The sequence below is a fragment of the Chitinophaga sp. 01L420 genome, assembly GCF_056399985.1.
Genome location: NZ_JBFTSK010000003.1, coordinates 185,197 through 209,043 on the forward strand (window position 1 = coordinate 185,197; position 23,847 = coordinate 209,043).

The window sequence follows — 23,847 nt, forward strand, 5'->3', positions numbered from 1 at the left end:
GAAAAGGAACTATAAATAACGAATTACGAATTACGGATAAAAAGGAAGATATCAGCGATTAGATGTGATAATATAAGGAAAGAAACATATTTTCGTTTATACGGTATCATCATCCGCTTATCCGTAATTCGTAATTTGAAATTCGTAATTCTCTTATGCGTATCCTTGCCACTATTTCTCTATTTGCCCTTTCTCTTTCTTTATCAGCACAGCAATTCGGGGGCAACCCACCCTCGCTGAAATGGCAGCAAATAAATACGGATACCGTACGGGTAATTTTCCCCAAAGGCATGACACCACAGGGAGAACGAGTAGCCAACATCGTACATTATCTGAATCGCTATACCCGTACTTCCATCGGTCCGTTGGAAAGAAAAGTCAATATGGTATTGCAGAACCAAACCATGCAATCCAACGGCTATGTGCAGCTGGGGCCCTTTCGCTCGGAATTTTATCTCACACCTTCCCCTTCCTCACTGGACCTGGGCTCACTCAACTGGATCGAGCAACTGTCTGTACATGAATACAGACACGTGTTACAGAACATGAACTTTCGGCAGGGCTTATCTAAAGTGTTTTCTATTCTTGGCGGTCAGCTGGGACAAGCTGCCATCACTAATATTGCCGTACCCAACTGGTTTTGGGAAGGAGATGCCGTGGTGATGGAAACCGCATTGACGCCGCAGGGCAGGGGCAGACTGCCAGGCTTCTTCGATGGTTTCCGCGGACTTTCACTGGCAGGTAAACAATACGCCTATATGAAAATCCGGAATGGCTCTTATGTTGACTATGTGCCGGATCATTATCCACTGGGGTATCTGATGGCGACCTATGGTCGTACGCATTACGGGCAAACATTCTGGAAAGATGTTACCACCGATGCAGTACGTTTCCGTGGTCTCTTTTATCCCATGTCACATAGTCTGAAAAAGAGAACAGGTAAAAATGTAACTGGTTTTTATCACGCCATGCTGGCCGAATACCAGCCACTATGGAATAACTATGCTGCCCGCCCGGATACTACTCCGGCGGTAGCCATGCTGCCGGTAGCTAAACCTGTTACTAACTATAAATATGTATACAGCGCCGGTAATAATGAATGGATTGTACTAAAGAATGCCTGGAACAAAGTGCCGGGTATCTATCAGCTGAATGCCGCCGGTGAAGAACATTTACTGGTAAGACCCGGTATTGTATACGATGATTTTTTCAGCTATCGCAATGGCCGCATAGTATGGGCGGCCGCCCGCTTTGATGCGCGCTGGGGCTGGAAAGATTTTTCAGTGATCCGTATTTGGGATAACGCTACCGGACGTACGAAAACAATATCTCCCAGAGGCAAATTCTTCTCCCCGGATATTAGTGCAAACGGTCAGCAGGTTATCGCAGTAGCTACCACTCCTGCTATGCAGTACCACCTGCAGCTGATCAATGCGCAAACAGGTAGCATTGAAAAAGAATTACCCAATCCGGAAAACTGGTACCATACCTATCCGCGTTTTACAGCCAATGATCAGGCGGTGATCAGTGCAGTACGTAATACAAAAGGTGAAATGGCGCTGGTGCAGCAGTCGCTCACTACCGGCGAAAGCACGGTGCTGACACCTTTCAGCTTCACCGTCATCGGTACCCCTGCCGTAAGTGGGGATACTGTTTATTTCACCAGTGGCTATAAAGATGTAAACAACGTATATGCCATTACGTTAGCAGATAAAAAAACATACGAAGTAACCGACAGAGGTAACAGCGCATTACATATGGCCATAGATGCGCAGAAAGACAGTCTCATGTTCAGCGAGTTCACCATAAAAGGATATAAGCTGTATCATGCTGCACTGAATACATCCTCCTGGAAAGAAGTGCCCGTGAGTGGCGATGGTCGCAGCGCCTGGCTGCAACCACACTTTAAAGAAGGTGGGGACATCCTGGATGTTGTGCCCCATGATTCTTTACCGGTAAAGAAATACCGGCAGTTAACACATCCATTTAATTTCCATAGCTGGGTGCCATCTTTTAACGATCCGGATTATGGTATTTCCCTGATAGGAGAAAATATATTGAGTACTACTTCTACCAGTATCGGCTATACGTACAACCGGAATGAAGGCTATTCCGACATCGCAGCTGGTTTTTCTTTCGGTGGCTGGTTTCCGGTATTGTCTGTAGGAGCCGATTACGCCATCAACCGAAACGGACTGGATCAGAACCGGCAACGGGTATACTGGAATGAAGCGACCGCTCATGTGGGCATTAGCGTTCCCCTCAATTTCTCCGGCGGCCTTTATAGCCGCAGTCTTTCTGTGGGTAGTAACTACAATATCCGTCACCGTTACCTCGACAGTAAGTACAAAGGGAATGATTTACAATTCCTCAGTAATACGCTCATCTTCAGCAATCAGCGGATGAAGGCTACACAAAATATATTCACGCATTTCGGGCAATACCTTGCCGTGCAGTACAATACTTCCGTAAATGGCTTGTATGCCGAGCAGCTGTATGCACGGCTGGACCAGTATCTGCCAGGTTTATGGCAAAATCATAACCTGGTATTGCAGGCGGCTTTTCAGCAGCGTGATAAATCTTTTAATTATTCATTCTCAGATAACTTCGTGTATGCGAGAGGGTATAATACACCGTTCTATACCCGTATCTATAAGCTGGGGGCCAATTATCACCTGCCATTGGCATATCCCGACTGGGGCTTTGCGCAGATACTATACTTTAACAGAATCAGGGCCAATCTGTTCTATGATTACAGTATGGCCAATTATGCGCCGCAAAATATTAATACCCGTTACACGTCTGCCGGTACAGAATTATACTTTGATACCCGCATAGGCAATGCGCTGCCATTCACATTTGGCGTGCGTTTCAGCCACCTGTTTGATCAGGATCCGGTGGATAATGCGCAGAACAGGGTAGACTTTATTATCCCGATTCAGCAGTTGTTTAATTACTAAATTATTTTACGTTGATCTTAAGAGAAGGCGCTTTGTAGAATTTTTCTTCTGCATATTTGATGATGATCTCATCGAAATATAATACATCGCCGGTTTGCAGGGATTCTTTCAAACCTTTGCTCCACACAGGGGAGAGGGCGGCTGCTTTGAAGTTATCACCGGTAAAATCTTTATAAAGTGCTGGTTGGCCGGTGGTATCGTTCAGATAAGGTTCCTGCCTTTCATACGTAAAGGCAAACGATAGAACAGGGTATTTGATGTTTTTTTCGTCACGTACTATTAGTGCAGAGTCCAGTAGTTTTATTACTTCATTTTTTGGCAATGTATCACTCAGGTAAATACCCCAGCTGCTACGCAGTTTCATTGGTCTTTTATTGGTAACAACAGCAGGTTTTGCAGCCGTTTTTTTAGGAGACTGTGCAAATGCTGGAGAAACTGCAGCGGCAAACAGGAAACTAAGTAACAGGTGTTTTTGCATGGTAGTACGGGGATATAAAAAAATCGCCCGGTATAGTAACGACCGGGCGATCATAAAAATTATAAGGTCTTTAAACTTTCCTCTATTACCGCAATCTTTGCTTCTGCATCTGCTTTTTTCTGACGCTCTGCATCTACCGCTTCTGGTTTTGCTTTCTGTACAAAACCTTCGTTGGAGAGCTTCTTTTCAACAGATACGAGGAATCCTTTCAGGTATTCCAGGTCTTTCAGCAATGTAGCTTTTTGCGCAGTGGTATCCAGTACAGTTTCAGTACCCAGGTAGAATTTGTCTTTCTGGATCACTACTGTAATACAACCTGCAACAGGTGCCTGCACATAATGAACAGCAGATGCGTTCACTTGTTTAGCGAGCGTGCTTTCAATTCGTTTGAATGCATTTTCGTGCCTGGTTTCTATATGCAGTACAATCGGTTCTTTAGGTTTGATCTGGTTTTTAACGCGTGCATCACGGATGCTGCTGATTACTTCCTTCGCCAGTGAACCCTCCAGCAGTGTAGCATGTACAGGTGCTTCCGGAGTGGTAAATTGTTTAATCATCAGGGAGTCATCTCCGGCACGCACGGCCAGCTGCTGATAAATTTCTTCCGTAATAAAAGGCATATACGGATGTAACAACTGCATGAGTTGTTCAAAGAAATATACAGTTTTATGGTATACAGACGCAGGAATTGGTTGTTCGAAACCAGGTTTGGCCCATTCGAGGTACCAGCTGCAGAAGTCATCCCATACCAGGCTGTAGATGGCTTTCAGCCCTTCGCTGAGGCGGAAATCTTTGTGCAATGCGGCTACTTCCGCCTGTACTTCATTCAGTCTGCTTTCAAACCATTTCACGGCAAAGTGGTCTGCGGCTGCATTGGTAGCACTGTCATCTTCCTGACGTTGTTCCCACATCTTTATCAGCTTCAGGGCATTCCATATTTTATTACAGAAGTTACGTCCCTGCTCGCAGCTGGAATCATCGTAGAGCAAGTCGTTGCCGGCAGGTGAGGAAATCATGATCCCGAAGCGTACCGCATCCGCGCCAAAGGCGTGGATGAGTTCCAGCAGATCCGGAGAGTTCCCCAGCTGTTTACTCATTTTGCGTCCCAGTTTGTCGCGTACCATTCCCGTGAAGTATACATCGCTGAACGGCTTCACTTCTTTGAATTCGAGGCCGGCCATAATCATACGGGCTACCCAGAAGAAGATAATATCCTGACCTGTTACCAGTACGGAAGTAGGGTAGTAGTAGTTGATATCTTCGTTGTCTGGCTGGGAGATACCATTGAATACTTCCATTGGCCACAACCAGGAGCTGAACCAGGTATCGAGGCAATCCTCATCCTGTGTCAGTTCTGCGGTGGTGATGGTGATGTTGCGTGCAGCAAACTGTTGTACGGCTTCGGCAGCAGTGGAAGCTACTTCAAAAGTACCATCCGGCGCGTACCAGGCTGGTATTTGTTGTCCCCACCAGAGTTGGCGGGAAATACACCAGTCTTTTACATTTTCCATCCAGTATTTGTAGGTCGCCAGGAAACGGTCGCCGGGATGTATTTTCACATCTCCGTTTACAACAGCATCCAGCGCTGGTTTGGCCATTTCGGCCATTTTCACAAACCACTGGGTGGAAATGCGGGGTTCAACTACGGTGTCGGGGTTACGTTGACTGTAACCAAGACGGGTAGTATATTCCTGCTCTTTTTCCAGTAAGCCTTCGTCTGCGAGTGCAGCTACTACTTTCTTACGGGCAACAAAGCGGTCTTCGCCCACAAATACGATAGCGGCAGCACTGAGTGTACCGTCATCATTCAGGGTGTCTACTATTTCCAGGTTATGTTTGAGACCGAGGTTATAGTCATTGATATCGTGTGCAGGCGTTACTTTCAGCGCGCCGGTACCAAATTCTTTATCTACATAAGTATCAAAGATTACGGGAACGCGGCGGTTTACCAGCGGCACGGTAGCGAAATGTCCTTTCAGGTGCGTATATCTTTCATCTTCAGGGTTTACGCAAATGGCGGTGTCACCCATGATGGTTTCGGGGCGCTGGGTGGCGATGGTGATGAATTCACCGGTTGGCGTACCGGCAGCATCCGTAATCGCGTATTTAACATGGTACAGCTTACCCTGCAGGTCTTTGTATTCTACCTCTTCATCACTCAAAGCTGTTTTGGCTTTGGGGTCCCAGTTAATCATGCGGGCGCCGCGATAGATCACGCCTTTTTTGTAGAGGTCAATAAAAACAGTGATGACTGCTTTGTAGTAGTGATCATCCATGGTAAAGGTAACCCGGTCCCAGTCGCAGCTGCAGCCGAGTTTCTTTATCTGGTGGTAGATGATATCACCGTATTTATCTTTCCATTCAAAGGCATATTTGAGGAACTCTTCGCGGGTAAGTTGAGATTTTTCAATCCCTTTTTCCTGCTTGAGCATATTAACTACTTTGGCTTCAGTAGCAATGGAAGCGTGGTCGGAACCTGGTACCCAGCAGGCGTTAAACCCACTCATACGGGCACGGCGCACCAGGATGTCCTGGACGGTTTCATTGAGGGTATGGCCAAGATGCAAGACCCCGGTCACATTGGGAGGGGGAATAACTACAGTAAAGGGGGGACGGCCATCCGGCTTAGAGCGGAAATAACCTTTGTCCATCCATTGTTGGTACCATTTTTCTTCAACCGTTGCAGGCAGGTAATTTTTCGAAAGTTCCATGCTATTCATAATATAAGGTTGCAAAAATAACGGAGATTAGGGAGAGATGGAAATTTAAAGGGCAATAATAGTAATCATATCGTTACAGCATGCGATTATCCCGGGAAATGTACCAGATAATAAGTATTTGTGGCCGCCTTTTTTTTTATCGGTTCAAATTGCATTTTAAATGCTTATATTATTTGTAAGTCATTTCTTAACCCTCAATTTTTAATCATGAGAATTATATTCTGTAAAAGGATCCCTGGGATCTTCAAACTGTGTTTGCTAGTTCTGTTTTCAACACTTATCTTATTTTCCAGTTGTAAAAAGGGAGACACCGGCCCTGCTGGCCCTATTGGTAGCCCGGGAGCACAGGGCCCTGTGGGGCCGGCAGGGGCTGACGGCAGTGTTATATTAAGTGGCACAGCTGCGCCGGTAGCCAATTTGGGTAAAGTCGGCGATTTCTATCTTAATAAGTCCAACAGTGATTTTTATGGGCCTAAAACCGCTGCTGGTTGGGGACAACCGTTTTCATTAAAGGGAGCAGATGGCACGAATGGAACGAATGGAACCAACGGAGCAAATGGTGCGAACGGGAAGACAATTCTTAGCGGCGAGGTGGCTCCTGCAGATAGTCTGGGTTCGCTCGGAGATTTTTATCTGAATATTATTACCCATAATTTTTATGGGCCTAAAACACTCCTGGGATGGGGGACGCCCTTTAATCTCCGGGGCGATATCCATGCCACTTCCGGTACATTTAACCTTTCAGGTTTGGAATACTTTAACAGTTTATGGAATATAGATGTTGGTGGTAGTGGTGGCAAGAACTCTGTTCCGGCCAGAGAGGCCATCGTGGGGGTTCCGGCGATCACCAGGGATATTTATAATAACGGAACAATATTAATTTATATGTCGATACCAGACGGCAATACGGATAACCCGGGAGAATCAAGCTGGACACCTCTCCCTTTTTCAACTGGAGTGTTCAACGGAGGATACCTGATATCTATTCGCAATACATATGTTGTAGGTCAAATACATATATTTTATATGCATGATGCCACTGATAAAGCCACCACCCCTCCTGATGTTTATCAAATGGAGATGACGCCCCATCAATTTAAATATGTATTGATACCAGCTGATCCTGCTGCGAGGAGAGGAGAAGCACCCGTAGATTATATGGATTATAATGCGGTGAGAAAGTATTATCACCTGACAGATTAAAAATATAATCAGCCATTCCCTTACCGGATTTTTCCATTAAGGGAATGGCTGATTGCTACCCGAAATCTCACATCATCGCTGCGATCACTTCGCAGGTAGTATTAATCATCTCCGGTGTTACATCCAGGTGCGTTACTATTCTTACCTGTGTGGGAGAGATAGCCATTACAAGGATGCCTTCTCTTTTCAGGTAGTCAGCAAAGTGCTGTGGCGTCCAGTCATCCTTTACTTCAAAGATGACGATATTGGTTTCTACCGGCAGCATATGACCTACGAAAGATTTCTCCAGCAAAGCCTGTGCAAGTTGCTTGGCATGTTGATGATCTTCTGCCAGTCGTGCTATATTGTTTTCCATGGCGTAAATGCCGGTAGCTGCCATAAAGCCAGCCTGCCGGAGGCCACCACCCAGTTTCTTGCGGATACGTCTGGCGGATTTGATAAAGGCTTCATTGCCAATTAATACAGAACCCATGGGACAGCCCATTCCTTTATTAAGGCAAACGGAGATGCTGTCAAATAGTTGTCCGTAGGTGGTTGGATCCTGGCCGGTGGCTACCAGTGCGTTGAAGAGGCGGGCGCCATCCAGGTGCAGTGCGAGTCCGTGTTCTTTACAAACGTCGCCGATTTTTACCATTTCTTCCCAATCGTAGCAGCATCCGCCACCACGGTTGGAAGTATTTTCAATACATACAAGACTGGTATGTGCTTTATGTACATCATCCGGATTGATGGCTGCTTCTACCTGTGCAGCGCGGATCATGCCCCGGTCGCCAATAAGGGGATGTACCTGTGCGCCTGAATTGAATGCAATGCCGCCACCTTCATAAATATATACATGAGCAAGATTACTGCAAACCACTTCATCCCCTGGCAACGTATGTACTTTAATGGCAATCTGGTTACTCATTGTGCCGGAAGGGCAGTACAAGGCTGCCTCTTTGCCAAAATAAGCTGCCATCATGGCTTCCAATTTGTTGATGCTGGGATCTTCACCGAAAACGTCATCACCGGTTTCTGCCTGTAGCATGGCCTGTAACATGCCAGGACCGGGACGTGTAAAAGTGTCGCTTCTAAAGTCAATCATTTTATTGAAAATTTTGCAACGGCTTAACAATTAAATTAGTTAAGATGTTAATTTAAATATGATTCTTTATCAATTGTTAAAATTTGTATAAACCATCGCAATACAGCGACTAAAGCACTATAAAATTCCGTTATAAAACTGTACTTTGTTATATGGCTGGCAAATATAAGAAGGATTTGGTAGAGTGATTGGTTAGCACGATCTTTGCAGACTTATTTTGAATCAAAAGGATAAAGCGCGGGAAACTTTGTAAGTTAATAATTTTAAAAATTCGAACAAAAAATTTCTTTCGCTGTTATTTTATTTATAAACCAATACAATTTTTCATATGAGGCAACTTAAAATTGCCACCCAGATCACCAATCGTGATTCGCAGGCGGTAGAAAAGTACCTGCAGGAAATCTCGAAGATCCCTTTGTTAACACCCGAGGAGGAGACCGTTTTGGCGCAACGCATTAAAATGGGCGATCAAAAGGCTCTTGAAAGATTGACTACAGGAAACTTACGTTTCGTTGTTTCTGTTGCAAAGCAGTATCAGCACCAGGGGCTCAGCCTCAGTGACCTTATTAACGAGGGTAATCTTGGCTTGATCAAGGCGGCACAACGTTTCGATGAAACAAAAGGTTTCAAATTCATTTCTTATGCAGTTTGGTGGATTCGCCAATCCATACTGCAGGCGTTAGCTGAACAGGGTCGTCTTGTTCGTCTTCCGCAAAACAAAATTGGCACCTATAATAAAGCTAACAAAGCTTACATGGCATTTGAGCAGGAAAACGAGCGTGAGCCTTCTACCGAGGAACTCGCAGAAATCCTGGAGATGTCTGAATCAGAAATAAACAATATTTTCCAAAGCAATACCCGCCACATGTCATTGGATGCACCCGTGCACGAGGCAGAAGACGTAGCAATGGGCGATTTGCTGGAAGGTGGAGATATTACTGATGATGACGTTATGAGAGATTCACTCCGCGAGGAAATACGTAGGGTCCTGAAATCCCTGAGTCCACGCGAAGCTGAAATTGTGAATGCTTATTTCGGTCTGGATGGTGAAAACGGCGCAACAATCGAACAAATCGGTCAGAAATATGATCTGACTAAAGAAAGAATCAGGCAGATTAAAGAACGTGCTATCAAAAGGCTCCAGAAAGCCCGCTATAGTGGCGCATTGAAATCTTACCTGGGATAATCCTTTTACTCCGTTGGTTATTTTGATATTTAAATAGGTAAATAACAAAATAACCAATTGAATAAATCTACTAATCCTCTTTATTCTATAAGAACACCGGCCTTGTAAATACATGGCCGGTGTTTTTATTTAGTTCACACCCCTTATTTTTGCATACTATGCGCAATACGCTCTTCCTTATACTGGTCACACTGATCTTTTCCGCCTGCGAAAAAGATATCTCTGTGAACCTGCCAGGGAACGAGCCGCAACTGGTGGTGGAAGGCCGGTTCGAGAATGGTAATTATCCCATCGTGATACTTACACACAGCCTGAACTATTTTGCCGCAATAGATCAGGCCACTTTACAGCACTCCTTTGTACATAACGCAGTGGTAACAGTTACTGATGGTACTAAAACCATGAAGCTGGTCGAACAATCGATAGACACGGGAGGAATGAAGCTCTTTGCATATATACCGGATGTCAGCCAGCCAGCCAATAACTTTACTGGAAAAGTGGCAGGCATTTACACCCTGAACATTAATGCTGACAATAAGGCATATAAGTCCGTGACAACCATCCCAACACCGGGACTGAAACTTGACTCGATCTGGTGGTCGCTGGTGAAGCTGGATAATGATAGTTCGATGGCCCGCTTATGGGTGCGGGTAACAGATTCGCCCACATTTGGTAACTATGGCCGCTACTTTACCGGCCGTAATAACGAGCCGTTTTTACCCGGACTGACCTCCGTAGTAGACGATCAGCTGGTGAACGGCACAACATTTGAAATTCCTGTGGACGCAGGCGTTAATAAGAATGAAAGGCTGGATCTGGCAACATATGCATTCYTCAACCTGGGAGATACAGTAACCATGAAGTTTTGTAATATTGACAAAGCAACCTGGGATTTCTGGCGAACAGTCGATTTTGCATATAACAGTAATGGCAATCCATTCTCATCACCTACAAAAATACTCGGGAATGTACCCGGTGCATTAGGCTACTGGGGAGGTTACGCAGTAACCTATAAAACGATTATTATTAGCAAGTAATTATACAGCAAAAAAAGTATGGAAAACAAGCAACAAGAGCATGTGCATTTACTGATCATCGGTTCCGGACCTGCCGGTTACACCGCTGCTATTTATGCCGCAAGAGCCAACCTTAAACCAGTATTATATCAGGGTATTCAACCCGGCGGACAATTAACCATCACCACAGAAGTTGAAAACTATCCTGGTTATCCGGAAGGTATTCAGGGTCCTGAAATGATGGTGGACTTTGAAAAACAGGCAACCCGCATGGGCGCTGATATCCGTTATGGTATAGCTACATCCGTGGATTTCAGCAAACAACCTTATAAAGTTATTATTGATGAAGAGAAGGAAATCACTGCGGATGCGATCATCATCGCTACAGGTGCTTCTGCCAAATGGCTGGGCCTTCCTTCAGAACAACGCCTGAACGGTAGTGGTGTTTCTGCCTGCGCCGTTTGCGATGGATTCTTTTTCCGTGGTAAGGAAGTTGCGATTGTAGGCGCCGGTGATACCGCTGCTGAAGAAGCACTCTACCTTTCTAAAATGTGCAGTACCGTGCATATGCTGGTACGCCGCCATGAAATGCGCGCTTCCAAAGTAATGCAGGACCGCGTACTGAAAACATCCAACATCATCGTTTACTGGAACTCAGAAACCGATGAAGTATTAGGAGATAAGAAAGTAGAAGGCATCAGGATCCTGAACAATAAAACACAGGAAAAGAAAGATGTACCAGTAAGCGCATTTTTCGTAGCCATCGGACATCAGCCTAATTCCAGCATCTTCAAAGATTACCTGGAACTGGATGAACAGGATTATATCGTAACTGTACCCGGCTCCAGCCGCACCACGGTAGAAGGCGTATTTGCCTGCGGTGACGTACAGGATAAAATTTACCGCCAGGCGGTAACTGCTGCCGGTAGCGGATGTATGGCTGCCCTGGACGCAGAAAGATACTTATCAGCAAAAGAACACCACCAATAATAGAACAATTACGATTTACGAATTACGAATTTGCGGGAAAACAACTTTAAGGTAGGTCCCCACAAATTTGTAATTCGTAATTTCGTAATTCGTAATTTCTCTTTTATGCTCACTATTGCCCTCGAACAGGCTACTTTCTATGCCTATCACGGCTTATACCCGGAAGAAACGATTATTGGTAATCACTTCATACTGGATGTAGCCGTTCGTATACCCGGTACCGTGCCGGTAGACGATTTGTCTGAAACCGTGAATTATCAGGGCATTTATGAAGTCGCTAAAACAGTTATGGCAATACCCCGGCCCTTACTGGAAGAAGTGGTATACGAATTATCCGATGCGCTGAAGCAACGATATCCGGATATCCAACACAGCATTGTTAGTCTCCGTAAAATGAACCCGCCTATGGGCGCGGCTATCCGCAACTCACTTGTTTCCCTGGAGAAAGATTACTGAGTCCCCGTTTTTTGGAATAGGAATGATGTATCTCATTTGTAATTTTCGTAAATTTATAGCTACTAGTTAATCAACAAATTTTACACGCTGTAAAACCTGTCCTATGTTGAAACGGATCATGGCAGTTTGCTTTTTGTTATCTGCAGCCTTGTTTGTAAAGGCGCAGAGTGTCAGTGAAATGGTGGAAGAAGCCAGGCAGCTGGAAAAACAAATGAAAGAGAACGAAGCATTCGAGAAAGATAAAGACATCCTGAAAATACAACCTGCCGAATTGGATGCCCTGAATCAGGCCAGCCAGTTATGTGCACGCATAGGCAACCGGCAAAAGACCAAAGATGAAAAGATCAACTACTTCAATCAGGCTAAAAGCTATGCACAGCAAGCCCTGAAAGTAAATCCAAACAGCCCGGATGCTAATCTGTCTATGGCCATTGCCATGGGCCGCATGGCATTGATCTCGGGCGCAAAAGATAAAGTCGCTGCTTCTAAAGACGTAAAGAAATATGCAGAATTGGCCATTAAATTCAATCCTTCCCTTGCACAGGCTTATCACGTGTTAGGTAAATGGAATTTTGAAGTGGCTAATCTGAATGCTTTTGAAAGAGGTGCTGCCAAAATGCTCTTCGGTGGCTTACCCGATGGTTCTCTCCAAAACGCTATCAACAATTATGAGAAATGCCGGCAACTGGATCCGGCTTTCCTGCTCAACTATTATGAACTCGCCCGCGCCTACAAGGGAAATGATCAGCAGGAAAAAGCAATTGAAATACTCAAAAAAGCATTAACACTCCGTAATATCGTTTATGACGATGCCAGTATCAAGGTGGATTGCAAGAAAATGCTGGATGATCTACAGTAGGAATAGCTGTTAGCCATTAGCTTTTAGCTTTTAGGAAATGCAGCGATTGATTAACATAACATTTTCTAAAAGCTAAAAGCTAATGGCTAACAGCTATTCCCACTATATCTCTTTTCCTTTCCATTTGCCGCTACGCAGATACCAGTAACTCATCGCGAAAATGATGGTCCAGTAAATGAAATCTGCTCCCCAGGCCCATTGCAGCTCGCTGCGCATTCTTTCAATAACAATATCACAATAGAGCAGGTAGCCTATCACGGCTGCGATTTCTGTTATCAGGTTCATACGGGTATTGCCGGTACCTATCACACCGCTCATCACCACAGCCGCCACTGCCATCAAAATAGTACTCAGCGTAATGATACGTATAGAAGGAATGGAGGCCGTAATCAGGTCGGCATTGTTGGTATAAATATGGAGTAAGGTGTAGGGAAACAGGTTAACGAGTATACACACCGTAGCAGCACAGCCCAGGCTAATGACCACAATTTTCCGGATAACGGTAAACACCAGCTCCGGCCGGCCCTGACCAATAATATTACTCACCATCGTATTACAGGCGGCTGCCAGCGCCCAGGTAAATATGCCGAAGAACCCGAAAATACTGCGGAGCATATTGGATACCGCCAGTGGTCTTTCGCCCAGATGCTCTATAAATATGAAGAAAACAAACCAACTGCCTATACTGAAAAGAAACTGCACAATCAACGGAGCCGATACATTCAGGATGTTCTTAACAATGCTCCAGTTCAACCGGAGATAGCTGAATAAGCTGTATTCCAGGTGGTAACGCCGGATAAACAAAATACTGAAAGCCACACCACAGCCCGTCACTTCTGCAATTACTGAAGCGGTAGCTGCACCATTCAACCCCATTGCCACGAAGCCCAGCTTACCAAAAATGAGGGTGTAATCAAAGAATATGTTCACTATCTCCTGGAAAAGCGATGTAACAGCCAATACTTTAGAATGTCCACTGCCAATATAAAATGCATTGGCCATGTTCAGCAGCATCAGAAAAGGGAGCCCCCAGATACGGATACGTATAAACGAAACTGCTGCTTCATATATATGGTGGTCATGCAAACTTTTGGAAAAGAACCAGGGCGCAGCGAGGAGGGTTAGTAAAATGGCTAATAGGGAGAAGAAAACGCCTACCTGTATCCCATTGGAAAAAAGTTGCCCGATGCCTGCATACTGGCCTTGCCCCGCTCTGCGGGCAATCAGCACCTGCATCCCGTTATTAAGACCATAGGCAATCATGTACATAACCAGGTAGTAGATTCCGGCAATGCCATTGGCTGCCAGTTCAAACTCCCCCAGGCGGCCCAGGAATGCAGTATTGGTGATGTGATTGATCTGCGGGATAATGAGTGCCAGGCATATAGGTCCGGCTATTTTGATAATCTGCCGCGTGGTAACTTCCAGTTGCATGAATCTTTTGCTGATTGAGGGTGTAAAAACAAAGATATAGCTATATGTTGATCATCTGCCGCATATAAAACAACAAAACGCCCTCACCAATTAACTAAAAAGATTATTATTGTAATTCATTTGAAAGGTAAAATATGCCCGTGGCTTATAACATCCATCCTGCATTTACAGTAGATGATGAAACCCTGCTGGAAACTGACCTCACTGCCTGTTATTTATTAGTACTGGTAGGAAGCGGAACATTTAGTTATGTAGTGTATGATCCGGTTGCTAAGAAATTTCTGGCATTGAAGTCCTATCATTTTACTCCCCGGAAGATGGCCCTGGCTGATCTGGAAATGATAGAGAACGTGTTTGATACAGACAAACTGCTGTTTACTGCCTTTAAATCAATACTGCTGGCCTTTAATACCGGTAACGGCGTATTGGTACCTCATCTGTATTATATGCCGTCCATGAAAAAGGATTACCTGCACCTGGCTATGCCCGAAAAGGTACAGGAAGCTATCCTGTCGGATTTGATGCCGGGATTGCCCATGGTAAATATTTACAGCGTGGATAAGGATTTGCTGGGATTTTTGCGGAAAGAGTTTTCAACAGACCTGGTGATACATGCCAATTCAGCCCTGTTGCAATCCTATCCGATGGACCTGGATTTCAATGCGGCAACTGGGGTGGCCTTTGTAGAAGTGGAACAACACAGCTTCACGGTGACTGTATATGCCGGTGGTAAACTCCTGATACAACAGGAGTCCGACTACCAGACAGGATTGGACGTGGTATATAATGTGGTGAATATCCTGCGTCAGCTGGGCCTTAATGAACAGCTGGTAAAGGTAAAGCTGGGAGGAGCCGTAGTCACAGATGCGGGCGTATACCAGGAAATGTACAAATTCATTCCACACCTGGAATGGATGCAACGATTACCGGGTTTCAGCTACATTACCAAAATGCAGGAAATACCGGGTTATTATTTTCATAATTTATATGCGTTAGCGTTATGCGTATAATCGGAGGAGCTAGTGGAGGACGAAAAATACAACCACCTGCAAAAATGCCACATACCCGCCCTACTACAGATTTAGCCAAGGGAGGGTTGTTTAATATCATTGAGAACAACCTTGATATTCCATCTTTAAAAACACTTGATATTTTTGGAGGTACGGGAAGCATCAGCTACGAGCTGGCTTCCAGAGGCGCAACCGATATAACAGTAGTGGAGAAAGATCCCGCAATGGCCGCCTTTATCAGTAAAACAGCCCTGGGTTTAGGGATTTCTACCCTGAAAACGGTAAAAATGGACGTTTTTAAGTACCTGCAGCAATGCACAGAAAAATTTGACCTGATCTTTGCTGACCCTCCTTATATGATGGAAACACTGGACCAGCTGCCATTACTGGTATTTGAGAAAGAACTCCTTCATCCGGAAGGCTGGCTGATAGTAGAGCACACACAACACAAGAAGTTCCAGGACTATTCTTATTATCGTTCTGAAAGAAATTATGGTGCTACGGTTTTCTCTATTTTTATTAACCGGGAAGCATTAAAACGCTGACAAATAATTTATAAGTCATGAGGATTTGTTTATTCCCAGGTACATTCGATCCCATTACCCTGGGGCATACGGATGTAATTAACCGTGGGCTTGATTTGTTTGATCGCCTGGTGATTGGCATTGGTGTAAACAGTAGCAAAACGCCTATGTTTGCACTGGAAGAGCGGATGGCCTGGATCCGGGAAATTTATAAAGATGATCCCCGGGTAGAAGTAGCTTCTTACTCCGGACTCACGATTGACTTTTGTAAGAAACTGGATGCCCGCTTCATTCTGAGGGGGATTCGTTACGTAAGCGATTTTGAATACGAAAAGGCAATTGCCGACGTAAACCGCACCGTGGCGCCGGAAATTGAAACTATTTTTTTAACGACTGTGCCGCAGTATTCAAGCATCGCTTCTACCCTGGTAAGAGATCTTTACCGTTATGGGGGAGATGTCTCACCTTTTCTTCCTAAAGCCGTACTGGAAGGTATTAAGCGCGTTAAGCAATAATTTTTTAAAGTAATTGATATGAAAACGATCTGGCATAATACCAAAATTTCACTGGACCAGCTGAATGAAATGGGGGAAACAACTATGGCTACCTGCCTGGGGATGGAGTTCACTGAAATAGGGCCGGATTATCTTAAAATGATGATGCCGGTAGATCACAGAACAGTGCAGCCATATGGTTTACTGCACGGTGGGGCTTCTGCAGCACTGGCGGAAACTGTAGGCAGCATGGCATCGGGACTAATTATTGATCCGGAAAAACAGATTTGTGTTGGAATGGAAATTAATGCCAATCATGTAAGAGGTGTGAGAAGTGGCTATGTACATGCCTGTGCCCGGCCTTTGCATATTGGTGCCAACAGTCATGTTTGGGATATCCGTATTACAGATGATCAGCATAAGCTGGTATGTGTAAGCCGGCTTACAGTAGCGATTCTGGCCAAACGATAAAGGTCAGAATCGCTGATGGCTTCATAACAGGCAATGAGCAGCTGGTTATTTAATGTGGTAATTATTACAGCAAATAACCAGCTGACAACTTTCTACAGGTTAGAAGCCCTGAATACTTCCCTGATATTTTCGTAGGAAAACTTCAGATACTTGTCTACGTTTTCCGGTTTAACCCATTCCAGATCCTGTATATCTTCTTCTATTTGTGGTACAGTTAACTCGGTGCCTGTAAACAGCATACGGTACCAATGGGTATGTTTTAATACCTTTTTATTTTTCATTGGGTAATAATGATACGTTTCTGTAATCTTATTTTCCAGTGAAACGGTATGTAAGCCTGTCTCTTCAGCTACCTCACGTAGTGCGCAGGTTTCCAGGTCTTCTCCCGGATCCTGTTTGCCCTTTGGCAGATCCCATTTACCTCTGCGGAACATCATCAATACTTCTCCGGCAGGGTTGGTAATTAAGCCACCGGCAGCTACGAGTGTRGTGAAGTGAAGGGATACTTTTTTAAAGAGTTGTTTTACATCTGGTGCAATAAAAACCGCTGCTTCCTTTTTCCCGTCTTCCAGCTTCTGTAATACGCTTTCCATCTTGATGGGATCGGGGTTATCGTACACTTTCGCTTTTGCAAATTGAGCCGGAATATTGGTTGTATCTGCACTCAATAAGAGTGGCCGCTCGTTGAGATAGATAGTGATAGTTGCTTGCATCCCGCAAATGTAACGAGGATCAGAATAAGTAGATAAAAAAGAGCGTGGAAATTTGAATTGGTAATATGGAAGTAAAATATTCGGGGTGGGGAAACTCCTTTCTGGTAGCTATTTTGCTGTTTTACTAGTTTACTCAATTACTAGTTTTCTAGTAAAATAGTAGAAATAAACTACTTTTGGCGATTGTATGAGTAAAGTTAGCGAAAAACAAGTTGCAGAAAAATTACTGCAGGTGCAGGCCGTAAAATTAAGTCCTGCACAGCCCTTTACATGGGCTTCCGGCTGGAAATCGCCGATATATTGCGATAACAGGAAAATTTTATCTTTTCCTTACGTGCGTGACTATATTAAATCTGAGTTGTGCAACCTGGTATTCGAAACTTTTCCGGATGCAGCAGTGATTGCAGGAGTAGCTACAGCAGGTATTCCGCATGGTGCACTGGTAGCTGATCAGTTGAAACTGCCTTTTATTTATGTGAGATCCAAGCCTAAAGAACATGGCATGGGTAACCAGATTGAAGGTGTTTTACAACCAGGTCAGTCAGTAGTCGTAATAGAAGATCTTATTTCTACCGGCAAGAGCAGCCTGGAAGCCGTACAGGCCATTCGTGCAGCAGGTGGTGAAGTAATAGGTATGGTGTCTATCTTTAACTACGGTTTCGATGTGGCGGTGAAAGCTTTTGAAGCGGCAGGTGTTCCTTTCCATTCTCTCAGTAACTATGGCGCTATGATTGCGCTGGCGGAAGAAAAAGGGATTGTTTCTGCAGACGAAATTTCCACTTTGCAAGCCTGGAGAAGTGCACCTGATCAGTGGGGCAGGTAGTTCATAATTGTATATCACATTTTTTGTATATTCGGGTATTAATATTACAACTATGCGCATCCTAAAATTAGTAATGTTGTTCCTGGTAGCCAGTGTAGGTATGGCTATGGCTCAACAGAAACAGAAGTCGATTGAAACTGTTAAGATCAGCACGCCCACTGTGCAGTGTGAATCCTGCAAGAATCGTATTGAAAGATATATGTCACACGAAGAAGGTGTGCAGTCTGTGAAAGTTGATTTCAAAAAACACATCACTACTGTTAAATACTGGACAGACCGTACCAATATTGAGAATATCAAGACAGGTATCGCCAATGCAGGATATGACGCAGATAATATTACGGCCAATCCTGAGTCTTACGCGAAACTGCCTACCTGCTGCAAGAAGCCGGAAGATGGCGGCGGCATGGCAAAAGAGAAGAAGAACTAATATAATGATAGCCTTTAGCGGTTGGTTCGGCGGTAAACCCGAAGAACAGCAGCTAAAGGCTATTTTTAAACATTTAAAGTTACCACCATTCCCATCCTGTTCAACCCGCTGAAACATCATCTCACTGCACTTCAGCAAACGCTTTCTCTTTTAGATCCATCTGACATCAATTTTCACCTGCTGGCTCTCGGCGGCTCGCAAATGGATATGTATGCCGGTGATCTTCCCACTACAACTATTTTCAAAGAAATAAGAGGCCAATTAGCGTTGGCGGGTGTACACAACCGCGCTGATTATGAAGTGTTCCTCGCACAAACAAATGATTATGCAACTCTGACATTATCCGATACGTCGAGGTGGATATTACGGTTAGCAGCAGATAAGGACAATTATATACATCTGCATCCGGGACGATACAGTCCGCGTACTTTTCGCGTAAAAGCAGCTGCACTTAAAACTGCCCTTGCCTGGTGGATGGCAAAGCAACATGATTTATTGACGGGAAATTTGCTGGAAGACCTCAATTATTTACGCAACGGATTAAGGTTGTCTCCGCTTAGAAATATCGCGGAAAGCAGTCACATTTTGGAAATAATGTCCTTGTTGAGTGATAAGGGATCAGAAGAAATTTAAGGCTTGTCTGGTTTCGCATTTAATAGGGAAGGGCAGAAAAATGCCTGCTTTACCTACTTTACAATTGCCGGTTGCTTTTATGGTCACTTCTTTATTGGCAAAAGCGCTCAATGCGTTTTTAAATACGTTCGCCATATTTACTTCCAGTTTTACCGGAAAGTAAAAAGTATCTCTGGCCGGAATAGAAATAGTAGTATCCTGCATGGAATGGCCGACTTCGGTATCATCAAAAAACAGGTCGAAATTCGCATCCTTTAGTTGCAGGCGAAAGTTATTAGGATTGTAATATGCCAGGGTCATCCGTACGATACTTTTGCTCATACCGATCTCATCCAAATCGATACCAGCTACCCTCACGAACTGGATATCTTTCGTTTTTTCGCAAGAGCTTGCTACTCCCCAAATCATAAAAACTGCCACTAACAATCGGAAAACTTTCATCGGCTGACCAGGTATTTTAATTTATGTCAAACCTACTGCAAAGGTTTTAGTTATCAAAAAAGAGAATCTGAATTGGGAAACTTTTAACGGAGGGTTTTTATATCAGGGGGGAGGTGATTAAAGAATGAAGTATAAAACACATATAAATAAAATAGTTCTTTAAAAAAATAGATTATCTTCACATTTCCTCCTCTGTTCGCTAAAAATGAACAAAAAAGCGACTAATTTCTTTAGTATTTTTGCATTTCGGTAACTTTTGACGAAGATAGTGGTGTGCTAATTATTTTAGCATATGATTAATAACCCTATGAATTGTTAATCATCTACTTAAAGTTAATTGTTAAGTATTTATGTATAAGTGATTGTCAGGTGAGGAGAACCATTTTCCTACGCATGGCTATAAAATTTTGACATTATGACAGAGAATGCAGGAGAGAAGGTATTACTGATTGAATCTCAGTATTTTCCACCAATTGATGCATATAAAGCTTTAGTAAAATACGATATATTACAGATAGAGAAATATGAGCACTATCAAAAGCTCAGTTACAGGAACCGTTGTTATGTTGCGGGTCCAAATGGCCGTATGATTTTAAGTGTGCCTTTGGCGAGAGGAAAAAATCAAAGGACTGTTATGAAGGATGTCCGGATCAGCAATGAGGAGAAATGGCAGGGGCTGCATTGGAAAACGCTCGTGTCTGCTTATCGGCGTTCTCCCTGGTTCGAATATTATGAAGCGGACCTGCAGGAACTGTTTGAAAAGCCATTCGATTTTTTGCTTGACTGGAACATAGCCTGCTTCGAATGGGTAAACAGCAAGCTTGGCATTAAGATGCCGGTGATCTTTACAGAGAGCTATCAAAAGGAAGTCAGCGGTGTAACGGATGCCCGGGAAAGTATTTTACCGGGAGCCGTAGCTGGGGAGACAGAGCCGGAGTATACCCAGGTATTCCAGGAGCGTACTGGCTTCATTCCCGGCCTTAGTATCCTCGACTTGCTTTTTTGCGAAGGAAAACAGGCAATGGAAGTATTGAAACAGGGATAAATAAAATATTGAATAATATTATTTAACTGCCTGGTTTGTAATTGTTTGTATATTTGCCCGGGTAATTGTGCTTTTTTAATGAATACCTCCCGAAAAAAATTGAGGTGGCAATCAACAAAATATTTAGATTTGCAACCTATTTTGCTGGGGTTCGAACTGACGTAGGTGTGTAAACCAGGAGTTTCCCAGTGAGGGAAAAAAGGATTGTTATCCTGTTATTTTTTTCTATTACTAATTCCTAAAATTCATTTGCAGTACTAAATGAACAACACCTACACAGACCTCGTTAAACAGACCTTTGAATTTCCCCAGGAGGGCTTTGAAGTAAAAGACAACTACCTGGAATTTAATGGTTTGGACATTAAGGCTTTGATTGACAAGTATGGAACACCCTTTAAGTTGACCTACCTACCTAAAATCGGGATGCAGATCAACAAGGCGAAGAAGATGTTCCATGATGCTATCAAGAAGAACAGGTACGATGGAGAGTATTTCTATTGTTATTGTACCAAAAGCTCGCATTTCTCCTTTATTATGGAAGAAACGCTGAAGCATGGTGTGCATATCGAAACTTCCTTCGGTTATGACATTGACATTGTCAATAAGTTATATGAACGAAAGAAGATAAACAAAGAAACCTACGTGATCTGTAACGGTTTTAAGACCAAGTCTTACACAAGGTCTATTGCACGACTGATCAACAGTGGGTTTAAGAATGTAATACCAGTACTGGATAACAAAGAAGAGCTGGAAGATTACAAACGGAACATCAGAATCAAGGATAAGGTGAAACTTGGGCTGCGCGTGGCAGCAGAAGAGGAGCCAAGCTTTGATTTTTATACTTCCCGTCTTGGTATACCTCCCCGTGATATCCTGGAGTATTATGTAGATAAAATTAAAGGGAATGAGAAGTTTGAGCTGAAAATGCTTCACTTCTTCATGAACAAAGGTATAAAGGATGATATCTACTACTGGAGCCAGTTTAACCGCGTAATAAACCTTTATTGCCAGCTGAAGAAGATCTGTCCTGAACTGGATAGCATTAACGTAGGTGGCGGTTTCCCGATTAAACACTCTTTAGGATTTGATTACGACTATAATTATATCGTAAACGAAATTGTTGCCAACATCAAAAGCATGTGTAAAAAGAATAAGGTACCTGTACCTAACATTTACACAGAGTTTGGTTCCTTTACTGTAGGGGAAAGTGGGGCTGTAATTTACAGTGTGATTGGTGAAAAAATGCAGAATGACAGGGAGTCCTGGTATATGATAGATAGCTCTTTCATTACTACTTTACCTGATACATGGGGTATTGGTGAAAAGTTCCTGATGTTACCTATTAATAAATGGGACCAGGAATACCAGGAGGTGCATCTCGGTGGACTTACCTGTGATGGATACGATTTTTATACATCTGAAGAACATATTAATGCTGTGTTTCTGCCTAAGCAACAGGCATCCGGCGAGCCGCTGTATATAGGATTTTTCCATACAGGTGCGTATCAGGATCAGCTCAGCGGGTACGGTGGTATTAAACACTGCCTCATACCTTCGCCTAAGCATGTGATTGTAGGATACGACAAAAACGGTCAGCTGAAAGATTGGTTGTATGCGAAAGAGCAGACTTCCCAGAGCATGTTAAAGATTTTGGGTTATTAAAAAAATGGGTTAGTAATCCTACTGAAAGCCCCCCGATTATTCGGGGGGCTTATTTTTTTTCATTTTTTCTTTCAGTATGATAAAAAAAGGCTTTCATTTTACTGAAAGCCCTATCATGGCATAGGTTAGATGATATTCATCGGGCATAAGGAAAATAGGAGATGAATATTGAGATTGCAAAGATATACTTATCTGCAGCCATCGATAAGCCCCGAAAGTTGTAATTTTTTCTAATCTTATTTTAATAGAAATACTTGTATTAGCAACAATATATTATCATTATGTCCGAAAATGATGCAAATGGCAATATTTACTTCTCCATATAATATAAATAGTATTAATATGRTGGCTTTGTTGTATAACACAGATGTGTAGGTCTATCCTTCCTTAGAATCATTGAGATAGTCAATAGCAGTACCACATTGCTTCTCTATTTCCGTAAAACACACTTCCAGCAATTCCAGTTCTCCCTTTAAAAAAGCAGATTTACCGGAGCGGGAAAAGCCTTTTACCAGGAGAAATTGTTTGGTGAGGTGCTGATTAATCAGCGATAAGTGCTGTTGCTGTTTCTCCGCGGTTCTCTTTTGCTCCATCGATATAATGTTGCGGTAATACTGTCCGAGTGCCCTTATCAGGAACAACAGGTACATGCCAACAATCAAAGGATTGGCGATGTACTGGAAGGCAGAAGAATACCCCGGACTTACATACACACCTATGTTGTTCAGTTTCACATAGGCAATGGCTACCAGGTACCCGCAGAGGATCAGACTCCAGATAAGCACGGTCGTCAGATTAACGGTGATATAACAGAGTAATATGCTCATGACCCATATCAGCGTGTATTTAGGACTAAGATCCTGGTTATTGAAGAAAGATGAAATGATGGGAATACATAAGGTGGTGAAAGAAGTTAACAAGCCTACTTTTCGGGCGCTGACCCTTTTTCTCAGCATCAAAAGGCAAACCATCAGGATGGTGATCATCAGCGGGATGAGCAACATGTTCACTACGTTTTGGCTGAGCATATTGATGAAAAGAAGACTCATCAGCAGAACGATATAGAAGAAAGCGTAGTCAAAAATGAGTTTGATTTTTGCCTGTTCGTATGTGTTTTCCGTATGAAGGATAACATTCCCAATCACTGCTTTCTCTGTGTTGAGGTATATATTTTTTATAGATAACCAGCCTTGCTGGAAGAGCTTTGTCATTGTT

General features: G+C 43.5%; 23 protein-coding genes. 16 read left to right on the forward strand and 7 right to left on the reverse strand.

Annotation, left to right across the window (positions count from 1 at the left end; genetic code table 11):
• The first annotated feature begins 155 nt into the window (after nucleotides 1-155).
• The gene (locus tag AC1DP6_RS04725) at nucleotides 156-2,960 is read left to right on the forward strand and encodes a hypothetical protein (protein WP_477053797.1); all 2,805 of its coding nucleotides are present in this window, start codon (nucleotides 156-158) and stop codon (nucleotides 2,958-2,960) included.
• Between the two features lies 1 nt (nucleotide 2,961).
• Here AC1DP6_RS04725 and AC1DP6_RS04730 read toward each other — a convergent pair whose 3' ends face one another.
• Together AC1DP6_RS04730 and AC1DP6_RS04735 are read right to left on the reverse strand one after the other, a co-directional pair.
• Nucleotides 2,962-3,438, reverse strand: coding sequence for a hypothetical protein (locus AC1DP6_RS04730; RefSeq protein ID WP_477053798.1), 477 nt, complete (start codon nucleotides 3,436-3,438; stop codon nucleotides 2,962-2,964).
• A gap of 59 nt (nucleotides 3,439-3,497) precedes the next feature.
• A complete protein-coding gene (locus AC1DP6_RS04735; RefSeq protein ID WP_477053799.1) occupies nucleotides 3,498-6,149 on the reverse strand; it encodes a valine--tRNA ligase in 2,652 nt (883 codons plus the stop codon).
• Nucleotides 6,150-6,413: 264 nt separating this feature from the next.
• Here AC1DP6_RS04735 and AC1DP6_RS04740 point away from each other — a divergent pair, with 264 nt between their 5' ends.
• Complete coding sequence (locus AC1DP6_RS04740; protein WP_477053800.1) at nucleotides 6,414-7,361, forward strand: hypothetical protein; 948 nt, start codon at nucleotides 6,414-6,416, stop codon at nucleotides 7,359-7,361.
• Between the two features lie 67 nt (nucleotides 7,362-7,428).
• Here the strand turns inward: AC1DP6_RS04740 and AC1DP6_RS04745 are convergent, their stop codons facing one another.
• The gene (locus tag AC1DP6_RS04745) at nucleotides 7,429-8,445 is read right to left on the reverse strand and encodes a threonine aldolase family protein (protein WP_477053801.1); all 1,017 of its coding nucleotides are present in this window, start codon (nucleotides 8,443-8,445) and stop codon (nucleotides 7,429-7,431) included.
• Nucleotides 8,446-8,773: 328 nt separating this feature from the next.
• Between AC1DP6_RS04745 and AC1DP6_RS04750 the strand changes: the two genes are divergently transcribed.
• The 5 genes from AC1DP6_RS04750 (at nucleotide 8,774) to AC1DP6_RS04770 (ending at nucleotide 12,952) form a co-directional block, all read left to right on the forward strand.
• On the forward strand, nucleotides 8,774-9,631 hold the full coding sequence (locus AC1DP6_RS04750; protein WP_012793808.1) for a sigma-70 family RNA polymerase sigma factor: 858 nt from the start codon (nucleotides 8,774-8,776) through the stop codon (nucleotides 9,629-9,631).
• 158 nt (nucleotides 9,632-9,789) lie between these two features.
• Nucleotides 9,790-10,668, forward strand: a complete 879-nt coding sequence (locus tag AC1DP6_RS04755; RefSeq protein ID WP_477053802.1) for a DUF4249 domain-containing protein — start codon at nucleotides 9,790-9,792, stop codon at nucleotides 10,666-10,668.
• A gap of 18 nt (nucleotides 10,669-10,686) precedes the next feature.
• Nucleotides 10,687-11,637, forward strand: a complete 951-nt coding sequence (gene trxB / locus AC1DP6_RS04760) for a thioredoxin-disulfide reductase (protein WP_477053803.1) — start codon at nucleotides 10,687-10,689, stop codon at nucleotides 11,635-11,637.
• A gap of 105 nt (nucleotides 11,638-11,742) precedes the next feature.
• Complete coding sequence (locus AC1DP6_RS04765) at nucleotides 11,743-12,093, forward strand: dihydroneopterin aldolase (protein ID WP_441571789.1); 351 nt, start codon at nucleotides 11,743-11,745, stop codon at nucleotides 12,091-12,093.
• A 103-nt stretch (nucleotides 12,094-12,196) separates the two neighbouring features.
• Nucleotides 12,197-12,952 (forward strand): hypothetical protein, encoded by a 756-nt coding sequence (locus AC1DP6_RS04770; protein ID WP_477053804.1) that lies wholly within the window; start codon nucleotides 12,197-12,199, stop codon nucleotides 12,950-12,952.
• A gap of 102 nt (nucleotides 12,953-13,054) precedes the next feature.
• Here the strand turns inward: AC1DP6_RS04770 and AC1DP6_RS04775 are convergent, their stop codons facing one another.
• Nucleotides 13,055-14,386, reverse strand: coding sequence for an MATE family efflux transporter (locus tag AC1DP6_RS04775; protein ID WP_477053805.1), 1,332 nt, complete (start codon nucleotides 14,384-14,386; stop codon nucleotides 13,055-13,057).
• A 140-nt stretch (nucleotides 14,387-14,526) separates the two neighbouring features.
• Here AC1DP6_RS04775 and AC1DP6_RS04780 point away from each other — a divergent pair, with 140 nt between their 5' ends.
• The 4 genes from AC1DP6_RS04780 to AC1DP6_RS04795 are packed head-to-tail and all read left to right on the forward strand — an operon-like array spanning nucleotide 14,527 to nucleotide 16,885.
• On the forward strand, nucleotides 14,527-15,396 hold the full coding sequence (locus AC1DP6_RS04780; protein WP_477053806.1) for a DUF3822 family protein: 870 nt from the start codon (nucleotides 14,527-14,529) through the stop codon (nucleotides 15,394-15,396).
• Nucleotides 15,387-15,941 carry an RsmD family RNA methyltransferase gene (locus tag AC1DP6_RS04785; protein ID WP_477053807.1) on the forward strand — a complete coding sequence of 185 codons (555 nt, stop codon included), beginning with the start codon at nucleotides 15,387-15,389 and terminating at the stop codon, nucleotides 15,939-15,941. The genes AC1DP6_RS04780 and AC1DP6_RS04785 overlap by 10 nt, the downstream gene beginning before the upstream one ends.
• 17 nt (nucleotides 15,942-15,958) lie before the next feature.
• Nucleotides 15,959-16,435 carry a pantetheine-phosphate adenylyltransferase gene (gene coaD, locus AC1DP6_RS04790; protein ID WP_441571784.1) on the forward strand — a complete coding sequence of 159 codons (477 nt, stop codon included), beginning with the start codon at nucleotides 15,959-15,961 and terminating at the stop codon, nucleotides 16,433-16,435.
• 18 nt (nucleotides 16,436-16,453) lie between these two features.
• Nucleotides 16,454-16,885, forward strand: a complete 432-nt coding sequence (locus AC1DP6_RS04795) for a hotdog fold thioesterase (RefSeq protein WP_441571783.1) — start codon at nucleotides 16,454-16,456, stop codon at nucleotides 16,883-16,885.
• Between the two features lie 92 nt (nucleotides 16,886-16,977).
• Here the strand turns inward: AC1DP6_RS04795 and AC1DP6_RS04800 are convergent, their stop codons facing one another.
• Nucleotides 16,978-17,598 (reverse strand): NUDIX hydrolase, encoded by a 621-nt coding sequence (locus AC1DP6_RS04800; protein WP_477053808.1) that lies wholly within the window; start codon nucleotides 17,596-17,598, stop codon nucleotides 16,978-16,980.
• A gap of 187 nt (nucleotides 17,599-17,785) precedes the next feature.
• Between AC1DP6_RS04800 and pyrE the strand changes: the two genes are divergently transcribed.
• From pyrE to AC1DP6_RS04815, 3 genes are all read left to right on the forward strand, one after another.
• The gene (gene pyrE, locus AC1DP6_RS04805) at nucleotides 17,786-18,421 is read left to right on the forward strand and encodes an orotate phosphoribosyltransferase (RefSeq protein ID WP_477053809.1); all 636 of its coding nucleotides are present in this window, start codon (nucleotides 17,786-17,788) and stop codon (nucleotides 18,419-18,421) included.
• 52 nt (nucleotides 18,422-18,473) lie between these two features.
• A complete protein-coding gene (locus AC1DP6_RS04810; RefSeq protein WP_477053810.1) occupies nucleotides 18,474-18,851 on the forward strand; it encodes a heavy-metal-associated domain-containing protein in 378 nt (125 codons plus the stop codon).
• 201 nt (nucleotides 18,852-19,052) lie between these two features.
• Nucleotides 19,053-19,484: a hypothetical protein gene (locus AC1DP6_RS04815; protein ID WP_477053811.1), complete on the forward strand. Its 432-nt coding sequence runs from the start codon at nucleotides 19,053-19,055 to the stop codon at nucleotides 19,482-19,484.
• Here AC1DP6_RS04815 and AC1DP6_RS04820 read toward each other — a convergent pair.
• Nucleotides 19,470-19,925 (reverse strand): LEA/WHy family protein, encoded by a 456-nt coding sequence (locus AC1DP6_RS04820; RefSeq protein WP_477026229.1) that lies wholly within the window; start codon nucleotides 19,923-19,925, stop codon nucleotides 19,470-19,472. The two genes, AC1DP6_RS04815 and AC1DP6_RS04820, sit on opposite strands and share 15 nt — an antisense overlap.
• 415 nt (nucleotides 19,926-20,340) lie before the next feature.
• Here AC1DP6_RS04820 and AC1DP6_RS04825 point away from each other — a divergent pair, with 415 nt between their 5' ends.
• Nucleotides 20,341-20,970, forward strand: a complete 630-nt coding sequence (locus AC1DP6_RS04825; RefSeq protein WP_477053812.1) for a WbqC family protein — start codon at nucleotides 20,341-20,343, stop codon at nucleotides 20,968-20,970.
• 261 nt (nucleotides 20,971-21,231) lie between these two features.
• Complete coding sequence (locus tag AC1DP6_RS04830) at nucleotides 21,232-22,632, forward strand: type III PLP-dependent enzyme domain-containing protein (RefSeq protein WP_477053813.1); 1,401 nt, start codon at nucleotides 21,232-21,234, stop codon at nucleotides 22,630-22,632.
• Nucleotides 22,633-23,009: 377 nt separating this feature from the next.
• Here AC1DP6_RS04830 and AC1DP6_RS04835 read toward each other — a convergent pair whose 3' ends face one another.
• Entirely contained in the window at nucleotides 23,010-23,843 is an 834-nt protein-coding gene (locus AC1DP6_RS04835; protein ID WP_477053814.1) for a hypothetical protein, read from the reverse strand.
• Nucleotides 23,844-23,847: the final 4 nt, after the last annotated feature.